This is a genomic window from Hyalangium ruber (assembly GCF_034259325.1).
GTDB lineage: Bacteria > Myxococcota > Myxococcia > Myxococcales > Myxococcaceae > Hyalangium_A > Hyalangium_A rubrum.
Genome location: NZ_JAXIVS010000016.1, coordinates 202,820 through 226,247 on the forward strand (window position 1 = coordinate 202,820; position 23,428 = coordinate 226,247).

The following is a 23,428-nucleotide window of genomic DNA, read 5'->3' on the forward strand; positions in this document are numbered from 1 at the left end:
AGCTGGAGCGCTTCGAGGTGGCACGCCACGGGCCCGAGCTGGAGCTGTCCACGCGCGCACCACCGGGCCCGAGCTGGAGCGGTCGGACGTAGGCGCCTCGGGCCGAGCTGGAGCGCTTCGAGGTGGCCGCCCCTCGGGCCGAGCTGAAGCTGTCCGGCGCGCGCCACCAGGCCCGAGCTGGAGCTATCGGCCGCGCGCGCCACTGGGCCGAGCTGGAGCCGTCCACGCGCACCACCGGGCCCGAGCTGGAGCGCTTCGAGGTGGCGCCCCTCGGGCCGAGCTGGAGCTGTCCGATGCGGGCGCCACCGGGCCCGAGCTGGAGCTGTCCGACGCGCGCCACCGTGCCGAACTGGGCGCCGCTAGCGCTGGCCCTAGTAGCGCGGCGGCTCCCAACTCGTAACGGGGCGTCCGCCCACGTTGTTACCAGTCGTCGCCTTGTCGTCTTTCAGTTCCTGAATCCTGGCTGGGGTGGAGACGACGCACACCGGGTACTTTCCTTTGCCGGGGATCTCTACGTGGTCGTAGATGACAAACAGTGTTCCGAGGGGATCGCCTGAGACTCCATCGGTCTTGTAGGCCCTGCCATACAAGAGGGCGCCGCCTTCCGGGACCTCCCAAAAACGGGCGCCCTCAATACGGCCGGTCACTGGGGCCCCCAGAGTGAACGTCCACAAGCCACGTTCCCCGCCTCTCTCGTCGAGTCTCACGGCCAAGTCTGCATCAGGTTTCCCAGGCACGCGGATCCATCCTAGTTTCTCCATGGCTTCTTGCGCCCCGGGTGGGCACTCGAAGGGCTCGGCCTTGGTGCGGACGGACGCGCATCCTTCAGTAGCCATGGCGACCGCCAGCGGTAGCGCCTTGCACCACGCCGGGAAGCCGGGATCACTCTGGGCGGGGGGGGCTTTCGTCGCGCGTGCGCTACGGGACGACTTGGGAGCATCGGGCGGCTTGGGCTTCACGGTGGATCCTTCCTTCGGTGCAGTTGCGGGAGCGGGAGAAGACACAGGCGGGAACTTCTCAGGGGGAAGCGCCGGAGCAGTCGGGACGGGTGGCGCGGTAGCCTCTTTCAGCGCGGGCGCCGATACAGGCCCGGGGCGTTCTCCATGCGTCAGCCACGCGGCACCAGCAGCAGCCACTGCGACGGCGCCCACCGTGGCCGCGAGTGCCAGGGGCCTGCGCCTGTGCTGGCGGGAGGGAGCCGACTGGAGTCGGCCCCGGAAGCGGGCGGCCTGCTTGTCAGCCAGTGCCAGCACCTTGCGCCAACCCTGTTTCCCCTGTGCCGCGAGTCCGGCTGCCTGGGCCCCGTCTCCGGGCGGTGGCTGGCGCTGTACCGAGGGCGGGTGTACCTCTGCCGCGTATTCTGGCCCCGGGTGCTTGGCCAACTCTTCCAGCCTGCGCCGTAGCGCCTTGAAGTTCACCGGCCTTTGCGCTGGGTCGTGCGCTAACAAGTCCTCCACCAGCGCGCTCAAGGCTTCCGGCACACGCGGGTTCACGTCTCGGGCTGCGGGCAGGTCCCCCACGCGATCCGAGAAGTCCAGCCGAGGCGGTTCCCTCGACGGCAGCGGAGCGGTGAGCATTTCGTAGAGCATGACCCCCACGGCGAAAAGTTCATCCGTCACCTTGAACGGGTAACGCCCTCCGTGCTTGCGGCCCTGCTGGTAGTAGAAATCCCATGCCTCATAGGAGCGGTAGCGATCCGTGCCTGGGCCCAGTGGTGTTGTCGTCAACTCCTCGGCGTTCTCGTAGGTCGCACAGCCCAGATCGATGATCACTGGCTCGCCGTTGCTGCTACGGATCATCACGTTCGCCAACTTCAAGTCACGGTGAAACACCTTGGCCTTGCGCTTGTGCATGTACTCGACGGCCCCGGCGATCTTGGCGAACACGCTACAAACCTCGCGGAAGGTGGGAAACGTGCGCTCCTTCCACTCTCCCAGCGTCCAGCCGTCCACGTACTCCAGCACGCAATACACGCGCCCATCGGGCAGGTATCCGAAGCCGCGCGGCTTGATGATGTTGGGATGATCCAGCGTGAGCAGGAGTGACACCTCCTGGAGAGCGCGCGTGTGCGTCTTCCCCGTGTCGCCGCTCTGCTCCCGGTGGACTGCGACTTTGATCGCGAACGCCTTGCCGTGTTGCTCGGCATGGTGAACGGCACCAAAGCCGCCCGTGCGAAGGGCGCGGACGATCTGCCAACCGTCAACGAGCGTGCCGGGTTGAAGTTCAACCGCTCCGATCATGGCTTGGGCTCCTTTGCTGGCGGCAGTTTCACTTCAGGAATCGAGAGGGACGGCGCCCCCTGCGCGCCGTTCAGGTGCAAGGTGAAATCAAGCCCCGCGCTTGGCAGTGGCACGTCCGTTGTCACGAGCACCCGCACCGCGTTCGGTTGCTTGCCCGGTTTCACCGTCACTGCCCGCACCCCCACCTCTCCGGTCTTGCTCGTCAACGTGGCTCCGGTTGGCCTCCACGCTGGCTGCCTAGGCGGGGGGATGATCTCCGCGTCCACCAGCACCCAGCCCCCCGCGCGATAGGTCACGCCCTCTTTCAACTCGAAGCCGCTCGCGGCGTCCGTGAAGAAGCCAAGCGGTCGGGTTCCTACTCCGCCGCTGTCGATGAAGCCGGAAGCGATGGCATCCGCCGCACTCAGGGCGGCGCACGGCGCGCACGTCGGGCAGGCTGTAGGCGATTCTTCGGGCCGTGCAACGTCGATCTCTGTGTCCACCTCGGAGGGGTGCGCGACTAGCGAGAACTCGGCTACTTCGGACGCCTTCCCATCAGCCAACGGGACACGCAACGTCCAACATTCACCGGGGCGGGGTTCGCTCAACGGCTCGAACGCAAGGATCGCGTCACCCGACGCAACGACCTTGATCCGCGTCGGGTCCACTTCCACGGCCTTTCCACGGATGGGGACTGAGAAGACAAGGAACGTGCGGATCCCCGTGGCGATGCGTGCCTCTAGGGGGGCGCCGGTCAGCGTGAAGGAGCGGCGGCGCGGCTCGCGGGTAGGCGCCGGTTGTGCTTGCGCCAACGTCCCCCCGAGGAGGAGCAGCGCAAGAGCCAGAGTCGCGGGTGAGAGCAAGGGGGCGTTACCTCCGAGGTAGGCCACCCTAGCAGACCCGGCGCGGGCGCTGTGAGCGCTCGACGGGGCCGCGCTTCACGAATCAGGCGCGCCGTGCCGGGGTGCCTGGCGCCAAGCACCCCCGCAGCAGTGGGCTGGGCCCGCGTGGCCCCCGTATCCCTGCTTCCGTGCTTCACCGTACCGGACCGATGTTCGCCGGGGCGCGCTCGGTTGCTACCTAGGCTGGGCGCGCTGCCTGAGTTGTGCGCTTGCCTGCCGGGCGTGGAAGGCATGCCGCGCGCGTTCCTGCTCCGCCTGCGGGCGGCACTGTCGGCGGGTCCCCTGTGGCGCACGTACGTAAAGGGCCCGCCATGCGTTCAAGAGGCGTAGGCGCGGATTCGGCCGCATCCGCCAGGGCGCCGCCGCTTCTAGAGCCTCCAGGACTGGTTAGCGCGCTGCTTCGCTGGCGCGCTCCCCTGCCCGGTTTCCGCACTGCCAAGCTGCGGGCGTGCTCCACGGCCCGGGTTGGAGCTGTCCGCGCGCGCACCACGGGGCCGAGTTGGAGCGCTTCGAGGTGGCGCCCTCGGGCCGAGCTGGAGCTGTCGGACGCGGGCGCCACCGGGCCCGAGCTGTCGGACGGGGCGCCCTCGGGGTGAGCTGAAGCTGTCCGACGCGCGCACGACCGGGCCGAGCTGGAGCTGTCCACGGTGCCGAGGTGGATCTGTCGGACGCGCGCGCCACGGCCCGAGGTGGAGCTGTCTGACGCGCGCACCACCGGGCCGAGGTGGAACCGTCCGATGCGCGCCACGGTGCCGAAGTGGAGCTGTTGGACGCGCGCACCACCAAGCCGAGCTGGCGCTGTCCGACGCGCGCACCACCGGGCCCGAGCTGGAACGCTTCGAGGTGGCGGCACGGTGCCGAGGTGGAGCTGTCCAACGCGGCGCCTCGGGCCGAGCTGGAGCTGTCCGACGTGCGCGCCACGGGCCCGAGCTGGAGCTGTCCACGCGCACACCACCGGGCCGAGCTGGAGCTGTCCGACGTACTACGCGGGAAGGCTGATGCCCGAGGCGGCTGCTACCGCCCGAGCCTTAAAGCCTATGTCGGTAGGCCCTATCCCTGGTATCCCGCTCCTCGTGCGGGGAAGTGTCGGGAAGGCCTACCAGAACAGTGCAGAGGTCCGCGTAGGTCAGGTGCGGTAGAACTCCCTCTGTTACAGCAGCCAGAGAAGTGGTAACTGGGAAATACCATGGCCGACCCTCAAGAGCTTTCTCTAAAGAACATTGCAGACCTACTTGGCAAGCGTGCGCGCCGCATGCCGTGCCCGCAGCCTGATCATAAGTATTGCGCGGCTCACGGGATAGAACTGCATGCCCCAGAGCCCGAATTCTATGTGCCACCCAGTTTGGCGGAACTCTCCTCTTCCCAGAATGGAGAGGCCGTCTTTCTCTTCTCTGCCCCCGCCGCAGTGGGCAAGACCAGTCTGGCCCGCGAACTCCAACGGCAGCTTGCCGCTTCTGATCGCCAAGTCGTCTATATCCCACTTAAAAAGGCTGTCATTGGGCATCACTTTTTTTCAGGCCTATTGTCTGGGCTGTTTCCCAATGCCTCCCGCAAAGAAATCCTGGAGACCCTCTTTTCGGGGAATCTTGTACTCATCTTTGACGGCTATGACGAGATTTCGCTTTCCTCTGAGCAACTTGAACTTAACCTGCTGTTCACCAAAGAAATTGCCGACGCCTATCACGAGTTTGTCTCTGCTCAGGGGCAACAAGGCGAAGTAGTGCCTTGCATGCTCTTTCTCTTTAGGTCTGTCTTTTTTCATTTCGGGATTTTCAATCCTCTGGAGACATTTGCGCGTCATTTCAATGTGAACTTCTTTAACTCAGGACAGCGCTCAGAGTATTTGACACGCTATCTTGCTGTTAATGCTGAGGGACCATACAATCCAAAGCACCTAGCCACCCCCTTTTTGGAGGCTTTCGAGAAACAATTAGCAGCCGCCAGTGCCGAGGCTGAAGCATTCTTTGGTCATGCCATCGTGCTGTCCGCATTCGGCGACTATCTGCTCAATCAAGAAGAAGCCAACGCAATGCGCTTGGCCAACTCTCTCCAAAAAGCTGGCATCAACGACACGGTATCGACAGAGGTGCTTCAACAGATTGTTAAAACCATACTCACTCGCGAGATTTCAAAATTCCCTAACGAACCTATTGCAAAGGCTCTGCCGGGATTTGAGGGATATGGCGTAGACCTCCAAGAAGAACTGTTGCGGCGGACTGCTTACCTCCTCGCGAAGAACGGAGCAACTGCTGCTGACTTGTCCAACGCAGCGACAGAGTTGGCTACCCAGCGGTTGCAAGCACATCCAGGATTCTCAGCGCTCTCTCCGTCTGAGCAGGTCGATCTTCGCATCCAATATCAGGAGGAGTTGCTACGTAAGTTTGAGCATCATCCATTTCTGGATGTCACTGCTGAGTCGGGCTACGTATTCAGGAATCCAATCTATCAAGAGTACTATCTAGCCCAGTTTATAACCTCAACCCCCAAGGTACTTCCTAGTTCGCTCCTTGCCCGGGGCCAATCGTCGCACTATCTAGCCCTCTTTATTCTTGCATTGCTCCCGGATCGTGAGTTCGCCAGAGCATCCCCTGAGTTGCTGTACTACACCCTCAAGCTTCTCTCGGCCGCTACTTCTGGGAGCGAATTCGAGTTTGTAATCGAGTGGCTAGACAAGCAGCGGCACTGGCAGTGCTTGGTCTTGGGTGAAAACATCCAGATTGCACCTTTCAAGTACTCAAATGAAATTCTTGACCTGCAACTGCCGCGCGACGCGGTCTTTGAGAATTGCAACATAATCGCTGAGTGGGAGAGCGAATCTTCAAGTGCCATGGTCAGCATTCGTGGTGCTGAGGGCTTCGATGAGCGCTCAAGCACGTTCGTTCTCCGAAACGCATCCATTGCAACGAAAGAGCTTGAGTTGGATGCGGTTCGAATCCGCTTTGATACGGTATATTTGGACTGCGCCACACTGTCCTTGTCTCAGCGCGTTGCCCGTATTGATGGGATCCACACTGTGACCGCATGTCCTCAGCACCCCCTGCAGCTCAGTGCAAGCGAGTACGCTGTTAGGTCAAAATGGGGTGAGCAGTTGAGTGCCCTGCGCAGCCCGCAGGGAGACGGCTTGGACTCTCTCAAGGAGAGACTGGATCGAGTATTCCTGTGGTTCCGGAAGCATGGGAGAGTTGATTACGGTGTTTATGACAAGCGCTTTGACACTGTAGTGTTGAAGAAAGGCCGAGATGCTGATGCTAAGCGCTTGGTTGACTTTCTTTTTTCTGCCGATTTCTTGTCCAAGGATGGCCAACTCATTGTGCTCAACCAAGGCAAGTTGGCCCAGTATGGTATTTTTTACAAACAGCAGAATGAACTCCAGGTAGATAAAGACAAGTTCTCGCGGCTCCATGAAGAGTGGCTTGAGTACATCAAAGATTAAGCCTTGAGTTGCGGCTGAACCCGCCCCTTGCTCTCTCTGGCCTCTATCGAGGAGCCTATGTCGGTAGGTTCTATCCCTGGCACCCCGCTCCTCGGACGGGAGGTGTCGGGGAGGCCTACCGGAACAGGCTGTTAGCCGACCAACGCACAAGGGCGGGTCAGGTCGCGCACGGCCTGGAGCTGTCGGACGCGCGCACCTCCGGGCCGCGCTGGAGCTGTCAGACGCGCGCCACGGTGCCGAGCTGGCGCCACGGTGCCGAGTTGGAGCTGTCAGACGCGCGCACCACAGGGCCGCGCTGGAGCTATCCACACGGACGCCAAGGCGCCAAGCTGGAGCTGTCCACGAGGACGCTAAGGCGCCGAGCTGGAGCGTTTCGAGCGGGCTCCCTCGGGCCCGAGCTGGCTCTGTCGGACGCGGGCGCCTCGGGCCCGAACTGGAGCTATCCGCGCGCCACGGTGCCGAGCTGGAGCTGTCCGAACGGGCTCCACGCGCCCCGAGCTGGGCGCAGCGATGGCCGCTGCGTGGAGCGCCACCGGGCCGGGCCCGAGCGCCAACTATGGTGCCGCGTTGCCATTCGCGCCGCCGTTCCGAAAGGCGCCGCGCTGCCAATTCCGCCGCCGTTCCGCAAGGGCGCCACGCTGCCCGAGCTGGGCGCGGCAATGGCCGCTGCCATGGAGTGCTCCGGCGCTGAGCTGGAGCCGCAACGATGGCGCCGCGCTGCCCGCCGCGCTGCCATTCGCGCCGCCGTCCGAAAGGCGCCGCGCTGCCAATTCCGCCGCCATTCCGCGAGGGTGCCACGCTGCCATTCGCGCCGCCGTCCGAAAGGCGCCGCGCTGCCGGAACCGGGCGCGGCGGGTTTGGCGCCGGGTTGCATCTAGCGGGCTGCTCCACGTCGCCGCGTCGGAGCGCTCCACCGACCTAGCAGGCGAGCGGGGATGCGGGCGGGGATTCCGGGCCCCATCAGCCAACCGGGATGCGGGAAGGCTTCACCGGGCGCCCCGGTGGCGCCACTCGTGACGATCCCGCCTTGGCGCCGGGACGGGGGCTCCGGCGATGGCGCGGTGGGCGCCGTGGTGGGGCGTCATGGGCTCCAATTGCGCCGGGGCGGGGCCGTCATGGGCTCCGGTGGCGCCGGGGTGGCGCCGGAGGTGGCCCCGGACGTGGCTCCGGGGTGGCCCCGGACGTGGCTCCGGAGAAAGTCCCGCAGAAGTCCCGTTCTCAGCCCCGCATCAGCGCCGCGCCCGCGACACGGTCCACCTCTGCCGCCGCGCCGCGCAGGGGTTGATCCGCCCACGCGCATGGGCCCTTGGCTGCCCGGCTGTACGCTTGCCGATCTCCTGTCACGCTCCGTGCGCGGCCTGGACACCCGCCGTTGTCCTATGTCACTTCTGCCCGGGTTGTTGTGGGCTGTTCGGTTTGTCGGAGAGGCGGGTTAGGTGATGGTGGGAATCGAATCCCAGGAGGGGCAACCCTCCGTGTGTGGCGCATTCGTGCGCCGTGGCTGGCTGGCGAGTGACAACGCCGGAAAGACCGGTGACAACGCCGACAAGAACGCCGGAAACACCGGTGACAACGCCGGGAGCAACGCCAAGAGAAACACCAGCGAAAGCGCCAGGGCGCGCCGCTGGTCACTCCAGGCGGCGCCGGTAGTCACGCCAGAGCGCCCCGCGCGTTCTCGCGCTTTCGGTGTCTCCCTTCTGCTTTGCCTGTGTGCAGGGCTGGCGAGCGGGAACACTGCCCAGTGTCCCAGCCTGATCAACGCACCGGAGCGGCGCCTGTCCGACGCGCGCGCTCTCCTCTGGGCGAGCACTCACGCCGCGACCATGTCCGCAGCCCGTGCGCCCGTCACCGTGCCGCGTGGGCCCCTCCTTCACGCGCCCTCATGGACTCCACCGAGGCGGGCCAATCCTCGCGCCCTTGCTCGCTCTACCGTGAAACGCGGAGATCGTCGGGATCTGCCGGGGTTCGTCGGTATACGCCTGCATTCGCCCGGATTCGCCCAATGTCCAAGCGCGCGGCGATTGGGCACCGTGGGCGCCATGATTCACGCCACACAGAACGCCCGGGAGCGGACGCGATTGGCCCCCGCGCTTTCCAGGAGCACCGCACGCGCCCGCACCTGTCCAGAGGTGGCCAGCTCTGCCCAGGAGTGTCCAACGCGGACAGTCGCGTTGACGGTGCAAGGCGGGACGCGAGACAACGCGGCCCATGCAGTGAGGCACGAAGGCGGCCCCCGGTACGCGGGGCGGCTCGACGTGGACAGCACCCGCAGCGCAGCGTTCCCCCTCCGCCCCCCGGATGCGCTCGGGTTGCCGCACAGCTTCGAGCTGGGCGGCTCCTCTCGCCTCACGGCATGGCGCCGCGCGTCCTGGCTACGGGTGCGCAGCGTCGGACACTCGGCAGCCGGGAGCGTTTCACCCATGCAGGGGCAACATGAAGCACACAACCATTACCCACGGGCCAGCGGCGGGGGACGGAGGGAACCTCGCGCGTCCGTGGCCAAGAGGCGCGGCTCTCTCAGGAGTGCGGCCCTTCCTCAAACCGAGAGAGCAGCGCCAGTGCGGGAGGGGAGCCAGCCATGAGCACGCCCCCCGTTGCTGCCGTTGCTGCGCCCGCGTTTCTCACGGTGGAGGAAGCCGCCGAATTGCTCCGCGTGAACAGGAAAACTCTCTACGAAGCGATCCGGCTGGAGCAAATCCCCGGCGTTGCTCGCATCGGCAAAACCCTACGCATCCGCCGCGCTGCCTTGCTAGAGTGGACAGCCGGTAAGGGCCGTGATTCTGCGCTTGGGAGTCGCAAATGAGCGTCAGATCGCGGAAGTGGCAGAACAAGGCAGGGAAGGCTGAGGAGGCTTGGCAAGTGGATTTCATCTTCCACCACCCGGACGGACGGCGGCAGCGAGTCGTGAAGTTCTCGCCTGTCCAGACGCGCCGGGGTGCCGAGCAGTACGAGCGCGAACTCCGCGCCTCTCTCCTCAATGGGACCTTCGGAAAGGAGAACACAGGGGAGCGCCGTATGACGTTGGCGGATTTTGCGCCGCGCTTCCTCACCTACAGCGAGAACAACAACAAACACTCAAGCGTCGTCACCAAGCGGCAACTTCTGGATGATCACTTGCTCCCGTTCTTCGGGCAGATGGCGCTGTCTGCCATTGGTCCGGCACAGATCGAGGACTTCAAAGCGCACATGCGCAAGAAGAAGTCCGCAGCGCGCGCCCGCAAGGAGGCCCCCACGAGGGCCGCCCTTCTCAAGCGCGGCGACGTGGAGCCCAAGCCCTTGAGCCTCAAGACGATCAACAACGTGCTCTCGGCGTTGAGCAAGCTGCTGGCACTGGCACAGGAACAAGGGGAGATCGCGCAGGCTCCGCGCGTGAAGCTGTTCGGCAAGCTGCCCAAGCCCACGTTCGATTTCCTCAGCTTCGAGGAAGCCGCGCGGCTGATCGACGCAGCCGAGCCGGAATGGCGCGCGATGCTGCTGGTGGCACTGAAGACGGGGCTTCGCCAGGGAGAGTTGATCGGGCTCCAGTGGAGTGATCTGGACTTGGCACAGGGACGGCTCAACGTGCGGCGTACCATCTGGCGCGGGGTGACGGACTTGCCCAAGGGTGGACGTGAAAGGACCGTGGATCTGCCCGCGTCGGCGGTGGATGCGCTCAAGGGGCACCGGCACCTGCGGGGCCGCTTCGTCTTCTGTCAGGAGGACGGACAGCCGCTCACGGAAGGCAAGATGAAGCAGCCGCTTCGCCGCGCCCTCAACCGTGCGGGCATCAGCCGCGAGGAAGGGCGGATCGGGTGGCACGACCTACGCCACACCTACGCCAGCCACCTCGCGATGCGGGGCGTTCCGCTCAAGGTGATCCAGGAGTTGATGGGACACGTCACGATCGAGATGACCGAGCGCTACGCCCACCTGAGCCCCGACACGCGGCGAGAGGCGGTCGGTGTTCTTGACCGGCCCCTGCCGCTTGCGCCCGCATGCGACATACGTGCAACACGGATGGAGGGCGCCGCTAACCATCCGTAAAGACGTACTGAAAAAGTGGAGGCGGCGGGAATCGAACCCGCTCCGTCCCGCTTCGTCCCGTTCGATTCCCCGCTGGAGGGTTACGCTGAGGGCACATGCGGCCCCCAGCCCTCCAATGGGCAGCGTCCACGACGGCGCGATGCGCGCCGAAGGGCGCGCCGACACATGGAAGCGGCAGGAGAGCGCGCCTGCGTCGGACACGCGGCCCACCTCGGAACAACCGGCTGACGAGCACTCTTCCTCGACGACCGCACGCACTGCCACGCTTCATCGTGAGAGGAGCGCCATCCTCGGCGGAGGAATGGCCTCGCTCTCGGCCGCCTTGATTTCGTCATGGAGTCAGGGCGCGAGATCTTCCGCACAGATGGGCAGAGGCGCTCCGCTCGTTAGGCCAAACAGCCAACCAAGGGCCGGGCCAGGCCGCGCTCAGGTCAGGACCTTGTCGAAGGTGATGCTCATGAAGGCATCAAGGGCCGCCCGGCTCCTGTCGACCCTGCTGCGCAGCACCGCGCCCTCCCAGGCGTTGATGAGGAAGACAGCCAGGGCGGCGGGAGCCATGGACGCGGAGATCTCACCCGCGGCCTGCGCCTGCTGAATCACCTTCTCGAGCTCGCGTGACCACTCGGCGAAAGCCACTGCCACGCGCTCGCGGATGAGCTGGCTGTGATCCGACATCTCCGCGGCAAGATTCCCTAGAAGACAGCCACGCTCGTAGTTCCACTCGATGAGCGCCTCCACCTGCGAGGTGAAACAGCGGTGCAGCCGCTCCAGGGGAGCGAGCGATGAGTCCCGCAGAAGGGAGAGCCGAGAGCTGGAGCTCCGCCAGTAGCGCTCGACGACTTCGACACCGAGAGCCTCTTTGCTCTCGAAGTGGTTGTAGAACGAGCCCTTCGGGACCCCGGCGGCCGAGGTGATGTCTTGAACGCCGCACCCGTTGAAGCCCTGCTGGAGCAGGGTCTTCATCCCTGCGACGACGATCTGTTCACGGACGCTCGCTCGTGCCATAGCGCGAATATGACCGGTCGTCTGAGTCCGTCAATGGAGCCACTCAACCATCTGTACTAACTAGTCTTTTCCATTAATATGACCGGTCGTCTTGACCTTCATGGTGCGGCTCGCCTACAGAGCGAGCAAGGGGGCACTTGAGAGGAGCACCATGAGCAACGCAGACAAGGTCGTTGTCGTGATCGGACCCACAGGGCAGCAAGGCGGAGCGACAGCGAAGCACTTGGCGGCAAGCGGATGGCGCGTGCGCGCACTGGTTCGCGGCCCCGAGAGTGCGAAGGCCCGAGTGCTCGCGGATGCGGGCGTGGAGCTGGCTCCCGGGGACATGGGTGATCGCGCGTCGCTTGAGGCGGCGATGCGCGGCGCCTACGGCGTCTTCAGCGTTCAGCCAAGCGCAGGCCCGGCGGGCTCGGGCGTCATGTGGGAGGACGAGGCTCGCCTTGGAAGGAACGTCGCGGACGCGGCCAAGGCAGCGGGAGTCAAGCACCTCATCTACACCTCTGTCGGCGGCGCGGAGCGGAACACGGGCATCGGCCACTTCGAGAGCAAGTGGAAGATCGAGCAGTACATCCGCTCGCTCGGGGTGCCCGCGACGATCATCCGCCCTAACGCGTTCATGGAGATCCTCACGTGGCCGGACTTCGGAATCCCTCGGGGCGTTCTCTCCTTCTTCAGCGCACCGCAGAGCCGCCTCCAGCTCATTGCCGTGGATGACATTGGTCGGTTCGTCGCCCTCGCCTTCAGCGATCCGGAGACGTACGTGGGCAAGTCGATCGAGCTCGCGGGCGATTCGCTGTCGGGAGTGCAGCTCGCGGAGGCCATCAGTCGCGCGACGAACCGGTCCATTCCGTACGTCCAGATTCCGGGGGAGATCCTTCGTCAGAACCCCAGCCTCGAGCGCCTCGCCGTGTTCGCGAGTGAAGACGGCGGCAAGGCCGACATCGCCGCGCTCCGCAAGCTGCACCCGGGCTTGCTGACGTTCGATGAGTGGCTTGCCAGGAGCGGCAAGGCGCTATTCCAGGCTCTGCTCCAGTAGGATGGCGCCATGAAATGGGACCCACTGGACAAGCTCGGCTGCCACGCGGTCAAGTCCCGAATCGTGTGGAGTTGGTCCGGAGGGGGTACGGGGGAGGAAGGCGCCTTGGCTGCATCACTCAGCGGTGTCTGGGTTTGAAGTCAGACTGCGCGTGCTGCGGGCGGCGGGAATCAGCCGCGAGCAAGGGCGCATCGGCTGGCACGACCTGCGGGAGGTAGAGCGGGTGTTGAGGTAGCATCACATCCACTGGATGTATCGATGGCGGCTCACCTGCCGCTGCGCCCTCGAACAGCATAGGCCCGCAGCCTACCCCAAGGACCGTGTCCCATGACCTCCATCCCTGGAGCGCCGTACTCACTTGCCCCGTTCCTCCTGGCTCCCGCCCTGCTCCTGGCGTGCGGCAGCGGCTCACAAGGCGGCACCCCGTGCGGGAACACGCTCGCCCCTCCCACCACGGTCTATGCCTTCACCGACAACGTGGCACCTTCCGCCAACCCGCCGCGAGGGCTCCAGCCCAGCCAGGTGCCACAGTTCGTGAGCATCAGCTGGGACGACAACAGCCGCGTGGATGGCATGGCATGGGCACTCGAGCTGGCCGCGGCGCGGAAGAACCCGGATGGGACTCCCGTGAACATGACGTTCTTCATGACCACGAAGTTCATCGCGAGGGACGCCATCACCGATCCGAAGGCGCTCAAGAAGGTCTGGCGCGAGGCCCTGGCCGCGGGCCACGAGGTGGCGCTCCACGGCGTGACCCACGAGACGAGCAAGAGCACGGACACGAACCGTTGGACCGAAGAGCTCCTCGGCACCATTGACGCGCTCACGAAGGACTACGACGCGAACGAGGAGCCTTGGGACACGTCGCTGAGGAGTGGTCCGGGGCTCCCAAGAGCGCAGTTGGTCGGCTGGCGCACGCCGTCGCTCGCGACGAACGATCTGCTCATGCCCGTCCTGAAGGCCCACGGGGTCTGGTACGACTCCAGCCTGGAGGAGGGCTTCCAGGACGACCAGGATGGGACCGACTTCCTCTGGCCCTACACGCTGGACAGCGGCTCTCCGGGGGACGCGTTCCTGGCGGCGCGGGGCCTCCAGGACACGAAGGCCCCCATCACCCGGCATGCGGGCCTCTGGGAACTGCCGGTCTACACCTTCATCACCCCGCCGGAGATCCGGGCGGCGCTCAAATACCGCGTGAACTGGTTCGACGACCAGAGCGGAAAGATCACGGGCTTCGACTTCAACCTGCTCACCCACTCCATGTTCCAGATGAACAAGGCAGAGTTCCTGGCGACGCTGAAATACACGCTGGATCAGCGGCTCCGGGGCAACCGCGCGCCCTTCCTCATCACCTTGCACTCGGACTACTACTCGCCCGAGTTCACGTATGCGCCCAACATCACCAGCGCTGAGCGCCGGGCCGCGATCGAGGAGTTCCTCGACTACGCGCTCAGCAAACCGGAAGTCCGGGTCCGCTCCTACAAGGAGATCTTCGACTGGATGCGCAGCCCCGCTGCGATGGAGTGTCACCAGTGATGACCTCATCGAAGCTCCTCGCGCTGATCTCCACGCTGGCTGCAAGCCGCCCCTTCGTGCCCGAAGAGGTGAACCGGCTCATGGCGACCTCGCTCAAGCCCGAGGTCTCTGTCTCCAATGAGTACTTCACGGTCTACCGCGCCAGGGACACGGCCAAAGCGCCCCTCCAGAACGTCGAACTGCGCGTGCCGACCTCCCGGTCCCACCGCAAGGATGGCTTGCTTCTGTTCGAGATCGCCCCCTCCACATGCGTGACCCAGGAGGAAGCCCGGCGCTCCTTTGGGCCTTCCCCTGAGCTCTCCTTTCCCACGCCTCACCAGCCCCCGGACTCTCCGCTCTATCTGAGCTACTCCCAGCCCTGGGGCAGCCTCCGTCTGGGCTTCTCGCGCAACGACAAGGCCTGCCTTGTCTCGGTGGTCCTCGACGCTGACAAGTAGGGACTCCGTTGCCCCTGCCCTCCCCCCCTCCCCGGAGACAGTCTTGCACTCGGATGAGGTGCTCCAGAATGGCACGCACCCCACGGGGAGCCATCAGGTCGTTGAGGCAATGGCGGGGTCGAGTCGTAGAGCTCCAATGGCTCGGGTTCGACGACGCGTGAGGGCGTGCTAGTGCTTCCGGTCCCGCCGCCACATCGCGGGCGTTGTGCCATGCGCCCGTCGGAAGGCCTTGCCGAAATGCACCGCGTCGGCGAAGCCTGTCGCCTCGGCGACCTGCTCCAGCGAGGCGGACGTCGTCACCAGCATCTCCTGCGCACGCTTGAGCCGGGCCTGCAGTTGCCATTGATACGGCGCTACGCCGGTGGAAGCCTTGAAGGCCCGGCTGAAGTGCGCTTGAGACAGGCCCACCAGCGCGGCCAACCTCGACAACTCGACCCGCTCGGGCAGGCGCGACTCCAGGAAGTCGATGATCCGCCGCAGCTGCCAAGGCGCCAGCCCCTTGCGAGCCGCTGGGCTTTCTTCACGACGAGAACCCAACAAGGCGAAGATGGCGGTCGTCAGCCCGTCACCGTAGAGCTGGGTGGAGGGGTCCTGGGTCTCCACCGCTCCGGCCAGCAGGCGCATCAGCGTCCAGAGACGGTCGTCGGCGAAGCGCAGGCGCGGCGCGGTCAGGGCGTCCGAGCTCAACGCCTGCCCCAGGCGTTCACCCAAGCCTGGCAGGTCGAAGGCGAGCACGACATCACGCACCAGCCGGGAGCGGGCGCTGTAGCCCCACAGCGGCATGCCGGCGGGCATGATGTTCAACTGACGGGGGACGTAGCCGATGGCACAAGGCCGCCCCGCGCGCAGGCGGGGCTCGCATGGGGTCCCTACCTCCTCCAGCAGCGCGCTCAATCGCGTGTGGTCCGCCAGGAACAAGGGGAGCTCGGTGGGGCCCGAACAGCGAATCTCGTTCACATCCGCGCAGACCCCGTTCCATTCCCTTCGAGCAACGGAAGCGTAAATCACATTCTCCGGCAGCGGGCTCAGTCGCTCCGCGCGTGTCTCCACGGACATCGCCCTCCTGAGTCTCCCTGAAGGAAATGGAACTCAGGAGGACGATATCAATAGAACGGAGGAGCGCCATCCCCGAACAGGGGAAGACCGCTTGCTCACCTGCCCCGGTTGGCCCGCCCTGCCGCCAGCAGTTGCATCTCCCAGGCGAAGGCCACGGAGCTGCCGCCTCCATGGTCGCCGACGACGCTGGCGAGCGCAGCGACACTGGCCTCGCGGGCCCAGTCGCGCTGCCACTCGGAGATGACCGCCATCCAGGTGATGGGCGTCACGCCCGCCATCTGCATGCGCCGCACCGCCATGTCGTGCGCCTCGGCGCTGACGCCGCCCGAGGCGTCCGTGACCACGTAGACCTCGAAGCCTTCGCCCGCGGCCTGAATGGCGGGCATGGCCAGGCAGATCTCCGTCCACAGCGCGGCGAGCAGCAGCTTCTTCCTCCCGGTCTTCTTCACCGCGTCCACGACGCGGCTGTCCTCCCAGGTGTTGATGAACGTGCGGTCGATGGGCTTCTGCTCGGGGAAGACGTCCTGCAGGCCCTTCACGAGGTAGCCGCCGCGCTCCTCGAGGACCGTGGTGAGGATGGTCGGCACGTTGAAGGCCTTGGCGCCCTTGGCCAGCCCAATCACGTTGTTCAGCACCATCGTCGGCTCGTGGCTGTGCAGGTTGGCGAACTGGAAGGGCTGATGGTCGATGAGCACCAGCACGGTGTTCTCGGGCGTCAGCAGCGCATCGAGTCCGGCAACTCCAACGAAGCCGCGTTCGCCTTTGCCTGCCCCAAGCTGCTCTGCCGGTTCGCCCTCACGGTCGCGCTGCACCCGCCATGAAGGCGAGCACCGCTTCGAGCACGGCCCGCGGGGCTTCGACCATGGGGTAGTGCCCGATGCCCTCCAGCGAGACGATGTCCGGGTGGGGCACGAGCTCACGGTAGCGCGCCGCCATGTGCGCGCCAGAGACCGGGTCCGCCGCTCCATTCACCATCCGCAAGGGGACACGCGTGCGCTGGAGCGCATCGGTCCAGCGTTCCCGGTAGCGATGCCGCTCCTCCATGAAGCGGATGTGCCGGTGGGCAATCCGCGAGCCGCCGTTGTGGGTGATGACCTCCCAGAACTCCTGCAGCTCCTGCTTCGAGGGCCGGGTCCTCTCGCCGAAGATGGAGGTGAAGCTTCGCTCGAAGGAGCGCTGGGTGACGAGCCGCGAGACGAGCGCACCCACCGGGCTTGCCAGGAGCCGCTGAATCACTCGGGGCTGATAGACCTCGGGGAAGAGGCCCCCGTTGAGGAAGCACGAGGAGCGAAGCACCAGCCCCGTCAGGCCCGCCTTCTCCTGCTCCAGCTGGCGTGCGAGGAGTTCCTGGACGATGGAGACCCCGAAGTCATGGGAGAGCACATGGACGTGGGTGATTCCGAGAGACGCCAGCAGCCGCTCGGTGAGCGTCGCCTGGTCCAGGAGGGAATAGCCGTGTCGCGGGGGCTTGTCCGAGAAGCCGTAGCCGAGCAGGTCCGGGGCAATCACCCGGAACCGAGGGATGAGCCCAGGCCAGAGGCGGGACCAGTCCCACGAGGAAGTAGGAAAGCCGTGGAGGCACAGCAGCACCTCCCCCACGCCCTCGTCGCGGTAGAAGATGCGGTGCCCTTCGAAAGAGAAGAACCTTCCTTCACGCTTCCAGTCGCTGAGCTGCATGGCACGAGGCCCCCTCGAAGAAACATGAACACGTGCGAAGCCCTGGTGGCGGGTTTGCGCACCCAACAGAGCGCCCGCGTCCATCCCACAATCATGCTAGTGCCGAGCAGCAGGGAGTACAGTGCATGCGACTTAGACGCGTCCAGGAGCGGTCACCATGAACAACGCCGGCCCGAAGACCCACGACCCCGGCACCCCGCTCGAGGTCCGGTACGCCTCGCGTCGCGCCCTGCTCTCCGCCTCGAAGACCGAGCGCGGCACGCTGAAGCTCTTCGTGCCGACCTCCCGCCGGATCTTCGAAGGCACCCGCGTGCTCCTCACGATCAGCTTCGAGGATGAAGATGCGCGCTTCGAGCTCGAGGCACTCGCGGAGACCACCACGCGGGTGCTCGGCCGCGATGGCATGGGCGGCTTCGTGGCGAACTTCCTCGGGGACCACAAGCGCCGGGCCGCGGAGATGATCGCCTTCTGCGCGCGGCGACCGCTGTCCATGGGCACGGCCTCGCGCGAGCGCTTCCCCATCCGCAAGAGCTGCCAGCTCAAGCTGCCCAACCGACAGGTGTCCGGGGAACTCCGGGACTTGTCGCAGTCGGGTGCGTTCGTCGTCGGCCGCGACCTCGGCAAGCTCAAGGAGGGCGAGACGGTGTGGCTGAAGGTGGAAAACGGACTGTTCGGCCTGGGTGGGGTGTGGCTCGAGGCGCGGGTGGTCTGGCAGGGCGAAAAAGGGGAAGAGCGGGGCCTGGGCATGCGCTTCACGGGCAACGAGGCGCGGCAGACCTCGGCCATTCAACGCCTCTTGGATCGCGCCGCCTCCGACCGCTGAAGCCTCGCAGCAGGTACTTCACCGTGACAGCTCCGAGGGGAGCTGCGTCAGGATCGGCCGGGCCTGGGTCAGTGAAGAAGCAAAGAGGGAGGGCTGCCCGGGATCCGCGAACACCGCCGCGAAGTCCTCGGGAGTCAGCGCACGCACCAGTCGAGCCGCGAACGTCTCGCGCACCAGCCGGACGTAGTAGTCCGCGTCGTAGTCTCGCGGATCATTCTCCGTGCCTTTCGAATCTTCTTCTCCCCGCGCCTCCTGGGAGTTGTCGTCGTCCTCATGCGGGGTGGGCAGCAGCCGTGCTTGCCCTCTCACGGCCCGATAGAGCCGCACGTGCTCGCCGACAGCCCACTGGTCTCGCCCGCTCGACAGCATGGCCTCGTAGGGCAGTTCGCGCCTGCGTGAGCGCGTGGCAAGGTACTGCTCCGGAGCCTTCGTCAGCCGGACCTGCGCCGCCACCTCAGCGGTGGGGACCTGCCGCCGGCGCAGCGCCATGACGACTTCGACATAGGCCTGCCGCACACCCGGAATGTCGCCCTCCAGGAGGCAACCCAGCGCCCGACGCAGGAAGCTCTCGCCAAAGGGCTCTGCCCGGCTGGAGCGGAACGCCACGCCGCGCAGAACGAGGGCCCCGTCGTAGGACCGCAGCACGTAGTTCTTCGGTTCATGCGAGAGCATCGCCGCATAGCGCCCGTCGAACTCGAGTTGAACCCGGGGTGGCAACAGGGCCGCCACCTCGGAGACCACCCGGCGCTCGTCTGTCTCGCTCCAGTCCTCCGGCACGGCGAAGTACACCCCGTCCGTATCGGCCTCCAGCAGAGTGACACCGCGCCGGGCCAGCTCCTGGCACAGCAACTCCAGCACCTCGCGCCCGCGTCGGGTCACCTCGTTGGCGGCGTGTACATCCGCGAAGCGTGTGAGGCCCGAGGCACCCAGGTAGCCGTAGGCTGAGTTGACGACGATCTTCATCGCCGCGGAGAGCGCCTCCTGACTGTGCCGCTCCGGTGAGCCGGGCGCCGCGGCCCGCGCCCGTGCCTTGGCCGCCAGCCGTTGCTCCACGAGCCGGTCGACCAGGGCGAGCAAGGCGCCAAGCCGATCGCGCTTCGGTCCGATCCGGTACTCTCGCATCAGCGAGGGATACAGGCTGGCCACGTCCGCCTTCACGATGTGCCGTGCGACGCCCGTGGCGAACAGGTGAAGCGCCGCCCCGCTGTGGGGTGTGCCGTCACTGCCCTCGTGCGCCGGAAGCGCGGCCCCCGCCCGGAGGTAGGCGCGCACCAGGAGCGGGTCGAGCACGCCAGTCGCGGGCCCCGCGTCCGCGAGGCGCTCGTAGCGGCGGGGCGCCATGCGGGCCAGCGCGAAGGCTGCCCCGCCCAACATGCGAGCCAGCCCCGCGGCCTCCGTCACATCGTCACGCGCGTAGCGCCGGACACGCTCGGGATCGCTGCGGAAGAACTCGTATACCCGGGCGCCCGGAATGTGCTCTCGCGAGGGGCTGGCAAGCCCGAGGTGCCGAGCCACCGCCTTGAGCCCATGGCCCGGCAAATCTCTCGCGGCGAAGTCGTGCCGGAGGACGGCATCCATCGTGTCGATCAACTCGCGGCCAGGCACCGTGTACCGCATGCGGCGCAGGGCCTTCTGGGGACCACGTCCCAGCGAGGCTCCCCGCGCGGCCGGGCGCTCTCGTAGCCCCGGCGCACCGGCCCGCCCCAGGGCGAGCGGGACGCCGAGCAGCCGTGCGCGGTGCGCGAGGAATGGCAGATCGAAGCCATGCAGGTTGTGGTTCTCGATGACGTCTGGATCGTGGGCCCGCACGCGCGCGACCAGCCGGTGGAGGAGCTCGGCCTCGGCGGCGCCATCCTCGCCATGAGCCTCGAGCACCTCGGTCTCGCCTTTGGGGTCGCGCAGTGCCACGAGGAAGATCCGCTCCTGGCTGGGATCGAGCCCCGTGGTCTCGAGATCCAGCTGCAGGCGGTGCAGCGCGTCGAAGCCAAGCTCGCGAAAATACGTGCGGCCCGAGGCGATGAGGTACTGCTCCTCCGGAGGGAGTGCGAGCACCGTGTCGGCGCCCAGCTCACGCAGGTGCCCCAAAGAGCGGCCGATGCGACGCGAGGCGCCATGCAGCACCGCCGCGCCGAGCGCGCGTCCATCGTCCGCGCGCACGAGGTAGCGAAGCGCGCCAGGCCCCGTGAGTTCCTGCCAGGTCACGCGGTTGGGAGCAGGCCCCTCATGCTCGGGACGGAGCCTCGCGCCCAGGTGGGCAAGGTCCTCCAGGCCAGCGAGGAGCAGCCACGGGCGAAAGCGCACATCCTCTCGCACGAGCACGCCGGTGCTGGGAATCCGCCGCCAGACGAAGGCACGACCATCGGGCTCCGCCCACACGGAGATGATTCCCGGCGTCGGATCCCACCCCCAGAGCCATTCGTCCTCCATCGTGCCCATCTCTCAGAGTGATGAGGCGGGGAAGGTTGTCAACCCACCCGCGGCAAATCCGTGTCGCCCTCCGCCACGACATCGAATGTGTCGCCGGGAGGCAAGCGGTACTGCCCCGTCCATGGCTCCGGTGGGCCCGGCGCTGACCGCGCTGCAGGACGGCGGGCGGCACCCTGGCCCGCCCCCCCCAAGCCGGGCCGCCTTGACGCAGCGCAACAAGCCCGGCCTCGAACCGAAGCAACTCCCGCACGCGGCGGACGAGAATGGACAACACCATGCGAACCAAGGCCCACCGTCCCCCCCTCCACGTCGGCTCCACCGGTAACCGCGTTCAGAAGGTGGAAGAGCGCCTGAAGTCGCTCGGCTACCTCAAGGGTGCCGCCGACAACCGCTTCGACGCCAGCACCGCCAAAGCGGTGGTCGACTACAAGCGCGACCACGGCTGGGAGGAGAAGCCACAGGGGGTCGTCGGAGAGCGGATGGCCCGCTCGCTGAAGCGCGCTGCCACCACCACCACCACCAGCACCGCCACCACCACCCAGGCCAGCCAGACCAGCGGCAGCGGCGGCAAGAACAGAACCCCGTCGACGCTCAAGGGCGCGACCTACAACGTCGAGCGCGACCGCAACCCCCAGGAGGTGCAGAAGAAGCTGGGCAACTTCGCCAAGAGCCACGACCTCGACTTCATCCAGCTCCAGGAGATCAACGGCTACCACAAGGCCCTGGAGAAGATTCCCGGCTACCACCTGGTGACCTTCCCCAAGTCCAAGGACCACGGCGAGTCGGGCATCCTCGTCAAGGATGACCTGCTCACCAAGCACGCCCAGTACATCCAGGGCGAGGGCGGCTGGACCACCGTGCGCGGCGGCCACGCCCCTCCGCGGGCGGCCACGGCGGTCCAGGTCGCGGGCTGGCTGAAGGTGGTCTCGGTCCACCAGCCCCCCTCGGTCGACTGGAAGAACGGGCAACCCGTCGGGCCGGAGAACCGGGTGGATACCTACAAGTCGCTCTCCGAGAAGCTGCTCGCCTTCGCGAAGCGGCAGCTCAAGAACAACCCCGACCAGGCCCTGCTCATCGGCGGCGACTGGAACGAGCCGGAGTCGACCCGGGGGAAGTGGTCGCCCCACTGGCTCGCCCAGCAGGCGGGCATGAACACCCACGGCGGCGTGAAGACCCACGGCAACGGCCGCATCGACTACGAGATGTCCACGGGCTGCCGGGTCTCGAACGTCAAGGCCGGCCCGACCCTCGGCTCGGATCACAACATCGTCACCTTCACCGTGAGCCGTCCGAAGGGCAATCGCTGAAGCGCGACCTGGGCTGGTTCGAGCGCTCGACCGCATGAGTGGACATGCGGCGTCACCTGCAAGGCCGAGCCGAAGAACTTATCGACCGGGTTCGCCCCATGACTGTCCGCTCGAACGAGGCTGTGCGCTCAGGGCACGTACGCCTCCGCCGTGGCGAGGGACTGGGTGCCATCTTCGCCGCCCACGACGAGAACCCTGCCTGAGGTCAGCAGCGTCGCGGTGTGAGCTCCACGGGACGTGGCCATGGAGGGGGTTGCGGACCAGGAAGGGGTGGTTGGGTCGTACAACTCCGCGGTGTTGTAATAGCTGCTGCCGTCGCCCCCCGCGACAAGCACCTGGCCCGAATCGAGCCGCGTGGCGGTGTGGCGGGAGCGGCCTTCGACCATGGAGCCCGCTGTGGACCAGACGTTGGTGCTTGGATCATACAACTCAGAGGAAGAGGGCTCGGTGAGCGATGTTCCCCCTGAGATGAGCACCTTCCCCGAGGAGAGCAGCGTAGCGGTGTGAAGGCTATGGCGCGTCACCATGGTGGCCACTGGAGCCCACGAATTGGTGGCCGGGTCGTACACCTCGGCGCTGCTCAAGCTCCCAGAACCATTGGCCCCCCCTGAGACGAGGACCTTGCCCGAAGAGAGCAATGTGGCCGTGTGGTTGGCGCGGGCGGTGCTCATGGTGCTGGAACTCACCCAGATGTTGGCGAGCGGCTCGAACACCTCCGCGGTGGCTACAGTGTTGTTGCCATTGTGGCCGCCGGTGACGAGGACCTGACCCGAGGCAAGCAGCGTCATGGTGTGACCGGAGCGGCCCCCGCTCATGGGGCTGACCTCATACCAGGCGTCGTTCTCCGGATCATACAACTCCGAGCTGGTAAGGGCGCCGACGCCCCCAGTGACGAACACGTAACCACCGTCGAGCAATACGGCGGCGTGAGCGAAGCGGCCCTTGGACATGGCAGCGGCTGGAGACCAGGAGTTGGTAGCTGGGTCGTACAACTCCGCACTGCTCAGGGTGGTCGTCCCATTGCGCCCCCCTGCGATGAGCACCCGGCCCGAGTCGAGCCGCGTGGCGGTGTGGTTGGAGCGGCTCGTGGACATGGACCCTGCGGACGTCCACCCAGTGACGCTGAGTTGAGCCATGCCGCTCACGCCACCCAGGGTAGCGGTGAGGGTGACGGGCCCACCCCCAGCCACGCCGGTGCCCAGACCTGTGCTGCTCACGGTGGCAAGGTCGGTGTTGCCCGAGGTCCACGTCGCGCTGTTCGTCACGTCGTTCGTGGTGCCATCGCTGTAGCTGCCTTGCGCGGTGAACTGCTGTGTCGAGCCCTGGCGAACCGAAGCCGTCGCGGGGGTGAGCGTGATGGAGGTGAGCACGGGCGGGGGAGCGGTGATGGTGAATTGAGCCGTGCCGCTCACGCCACCCAGGGTAGCGGTGAGGGTGACGGGCCCACCCGCAGCCACACCGGTGGCCAGGCCCGTGCTGCTCACGGTGGCAAGGTCGGTGTTGCTCGAGGTCCACGTCGCGCTGTTCGTCACGTCGCTCGTGGTGCC

General features: G+C 66.2%; 16 protein-coding genes. 8 read left to right on the forward strand and 8 right to left on the reverse strand.

Annotation, left to right across the window (positions count from 1 at the left end; all coding sequences use genetic code 11):
• Positions 1–371 precede the first annotated feature (371 nt).
• Both SYV04_RS36260 and SYV04_RS36265 read right to left on the reverse strand, forming a co-directional pair.
• Positions 372–2,240 carry a serine/threonine protein kinase gene (locus tag SYV04_RS36260; RefSeq protein ID WP_321550607.1) on the reverse strand — a complete coding sequence of 623 codons (1,869 nt, stop codon included), beginning with the start codon at positions 2,238–2,240 and terminating at the stop codon, positions 372–374.
• The gene (locus SYV04_RS36265) at positions 2,237–3,082 is read right to left on the reverse strand and encodes a DUF2381 family protein (protein ID WP_321550608.1); all 846 of its coding nucleotides are present in this window, start codon (positions 3,080–3,082) and stop codon (positions 2,237–2,239) included. The genes SYV04_RS36260 and SYV04_RS36265 overlap by 4 nt, the downstream gene beginning before the upstream one ends.
• A 1,225-nt stretch (positions 3,083–4,307) precedes the next feature.
• Here SYV04_RS36265 and SYV04_RS36270 point away from each other — a divergent pair.
• The 3 genes from SYV04_RS36270 to SYV04_RS36280 all read left to right on the forward strand — a co-directional run bounded on the left by SYV04_RS36270 (position 4,308) and on the right by SYV04_RS36280 (position 10,577).
• Positions 4,308–6,554, forward strand: coding sequence for an NACHT domain-containing protein (locus SYV04_RS36270; protein ID WP_321550609.1), 2,247 nt, complete (start codon positions 4,308–4,310; stop codon positions 6,552–6,554).
• 2,578 nt (positions 6,555–9,132) lie between these two features.
• Entirely contained in the window at positions 9,133–9,357 is a 225-nt protein-coding gene (locus tag SYV04_RS36275) for a helix-turn-helix domain-containing protein (RefSeq protein ID WP_321550610.1), read from the forward strand.
• Positions 9,354–10,577: a tyrosine-type recombinase/integrase gene (locus SYV04_RS36280; protein ID WP_321550611.1), complete on the forward strand. Its 1,224-nt coding sequence runs from the start codon at positions 9,354–9,356 to the stop codon at positions 10,575–10,577. Before SYV04_RS36275 ends, SYV04_RS36280 begins: the two co-directional genes overlap by 4 nt.
• Before the next feature lie 426 nt (positions 10,578–11,003).
• Here SYV04_RS36280 and SYV04_RS36285 read toward each other — a convergent pair whose 3' ends face one another.
• On the reverse strand, positions 11,004–11,582 hold the full coding sequence (locus SYV04_RS36285; RefSeq protein ID WP_321550612.1) for a TetR/AcrR family transcriptional regulator: 579 nt from the start codon (positions 11,580–11,582) through the stop codon (positions 11,004–11,006).
• Positions 11,583–11,733: 151 nt separating this feature from the next.
• Between SYV04_RS36285 and SYV04_RS36290 the strand changes: the two genes are divergently transcribed.
• The 3 genes from SYV04_RS36290 (at position 11,734) to SYV04_RS36300 (ending at position 14,591) form a co-directional block, all read left to right on the forward strand.
• Entirely contained in the window at positions 11,734–12,618 is an 885-nt protein-coding gene (locus tag SYV04_RS36290) for an NmrA/HSCARG family protein (RefSeq protein WP_321550613.1), read from the forward strand.
• Between the two features lie 327 nt (positions 12,619–12,945).
• Positions 12,946–14,154: a polysaccharide deacetylase family protein gene (locus SYV04_RS36295; protein ID WP_321550614.1), complete on the forward strand. Its 1,209-nt coding sequence runs from the start codon at positions 12,946–12,948 to the stop codon at positions 14,152–14,154.
• Complete coding sequence (locus SYV04_RS36300; RefSeq protein WP_321550615.1) at positions 14,154–14,591, forward strand: hypothetical protein; 438 nt, start codon at positions 14,154–14,156, stop codon at positions 14,589–14,591. Before SYV04_RS36295 ends, SYV04_RS36300 begins: the two co-directional genes overlap by 1 nt.
• 168 nt (positions 14,592–14,759) lie before the next feature.
• Here SYV04_RS36300 and SYV04_RS36305 read toward each other — a convergent pair whose 3' ends face one another.
• The 3 genes from SYV04_RS36305 to SYV04_RS36315 form a co-directional block, all read right to left on the reverse strand.
• Positions 14,760–15,548, reverse strand: coding sequence for a helix-turn-helix domain-containing protein (locus SYV04_RS36305; RefSeq protein WP_321550616.1), 789 nt, complete (start codon positions 15,546–15,548; stop codon positions 14,760–14,762).
• Between the two features lie 194 nt (positions 15,549–15,742).
• The gene (locus SYV04_RS36310; protein ID WP_321550617.1) at positions 15,743–16,348 is read right to left on the reverse strand and encodes a hydrolase; all 606 of its coding nucleotides are present in this window, start codon (positions 16,346–16,348) and stop codon (positions 15,743–15,745) included.
• Positions 16,349–16,442: 94 nt separating this feature from the next.
• Positions 16,443–17,324: an alpha/beta fold hydrolase gene (locus SYV04_RS36315; protein ID WP_321550618.1), complete on the reverse strand. Its 882-nt coding sequence runs from the start codon at positions 17,322–17,324 to the stop codon at positions 16,443–16,445.
• Between the two features lie 157 nt (positions 17,325–17,481).
• Here SYV04_RS36315 and SYV04_RS36320 point away from each other — a divergent pair, with 157 nt between their 5' ends.
• A complete protein-coding gene (locus SYV04_RS36320; RefSeq protein WP_321550619.1) occupies positions 17,482–18,147 on the forward strand; it encodes a PilZ domain-containing protein in 666 nt (221 codons plus the stop codon).
• An 18-nt stretch (positions 18,148–18,165) separates the two neighbouring features.
• Here SYV04_RS36320 and SYV04_RS36325 read toward each other — a convergent pair whose 3' ends face one another.
• Complete coding sequence (locus SYV04_RS36325) at positions 18,166–20,574, reverse strand: DNA polymerase domain-containing protein (protein ID WP_321550620.1); 2,409 nt, start codon at positions 20,572–20,574, stop codon at positions 18,166–18,168.
• 275 nt (positions 20,575–20,849) lie between these two features.
• Here SYV04_RS36325 and SYV04_RS36330 point away from each other — a divergent pair, with 275 nt between their 5' ends.
• The gene (locus SYV04_RS36330) at positions 20,850–21,881 is read left to right on the forward strand and encodes a peptidoglycan-binding protein (protein ID WP_321550621.1); all 1,032 of its coding nucleotides are present in this window, start codon (positions 20,850–20,852) and stop codon (positions 21,879–21,881) included.
• Between the two features lie 128 nt (positions 21,882–22,009).
• Here SYV04_RS36330 and SYV04_RS36335 read toward each other — a convergent pair.
• Positions 22,010–23,428 (reverse strand): Ig-like domain-containing protein (locus tag SYV04_RS36335; protein WP_321550622.1); only part of this gene is annotated, 1,419 nt, incomplete at its 5' end.

Excerpts from the sequence above, each read along its gene's own strand:
- SYV04_RS36260 (WP_321550607.1), bottom strand. The coding sequence starts at position 2,240 with ATGATCGGAGCGGTTGAACTTCAACCCGGCACGCTCGTTGACGGTTGG.
- SYV04_RS36270 (WP_321550609.1), top strand. The coding sequence starts at position 4,308 with ATGGCCGACCCTCAAGAGCTTTCTCTAAAGAACATTGCAGACCTACTT.
- SYV04_RS36275 (WP_321550610.1), top strand. The coding sequence starts at position 9,133 with ATGAGCACGCCCCCCGTTGCTGCCGTTGCTGCGCCCGCGTTTCTCACG.
- SYV04_RS36280 (WP_321550611.1), top strand. The coding sequence starts at position 9,354 with ATGAGCGTCAGATCGCGGAAGTGGCAGAACAAGGCAGGGAAGGCTGAG.
- SYV04_RS36285 (WP_321550612.1), bottom strand. The coding sequence starts at position 11,582 with ATGGCACGAGCGAGCGTCCGTGAACAGATCGTCGTCGCAGGGATGAAG.
- SYV04_RS36290 (WP_321550613.1), top strand. The coding sequence starts at position 11,734 with ATGAGCAACGCAGACAAGGTCGTTGTCGTGATCGGACCCACAGGGCAG.
- SYV04_RS36295 (WP_321550614.1), top strand. The coding sequence starts at position 12,946 with ATGACCTCCATCCCTGGAGCGCCGTACTCACTTGCCCCGTTCCTCCTG.
- SYV04_RS36300 (WP_321550615.1), top strand. The coding sequence starts at position 14,154 with ATGACCTCATCGAAGCTCCTCGCGCTGATCTCCACGCTGGCTGCAAGC.
- SYV04_RS36315 (WP_321550618.1), bottom strand. The coding sequence starts at position 17,324 with ATGCAGCTCAGCGACTGGAAGCGTGAAGGAAGGTTCTTCTCTTTCGAA.
- SYV04_RS36320 (WP_321550619.1), top strand. The coding sequence starts at position 17,482 with ATGAACAACGCCGGCCCGAAGACCCACGACCCCGGCACCCCGCTCGAG.
- SYV04_RS36325 (WP_321550620.1), bottom strand. The coding sequence starts at position 20,574 with ATGGAGGACGAATGGCTCTGGGGGTGGGATCCGACGCCGGGAATCATC.
- SYV04_RS36330 (WP_321550621.1), top strand. The coding sequence starts at position 20,850 with ATGCGAACCAAGGCCCACCGTCCCCCCCTCCACGTCGGCTCCACCGGT.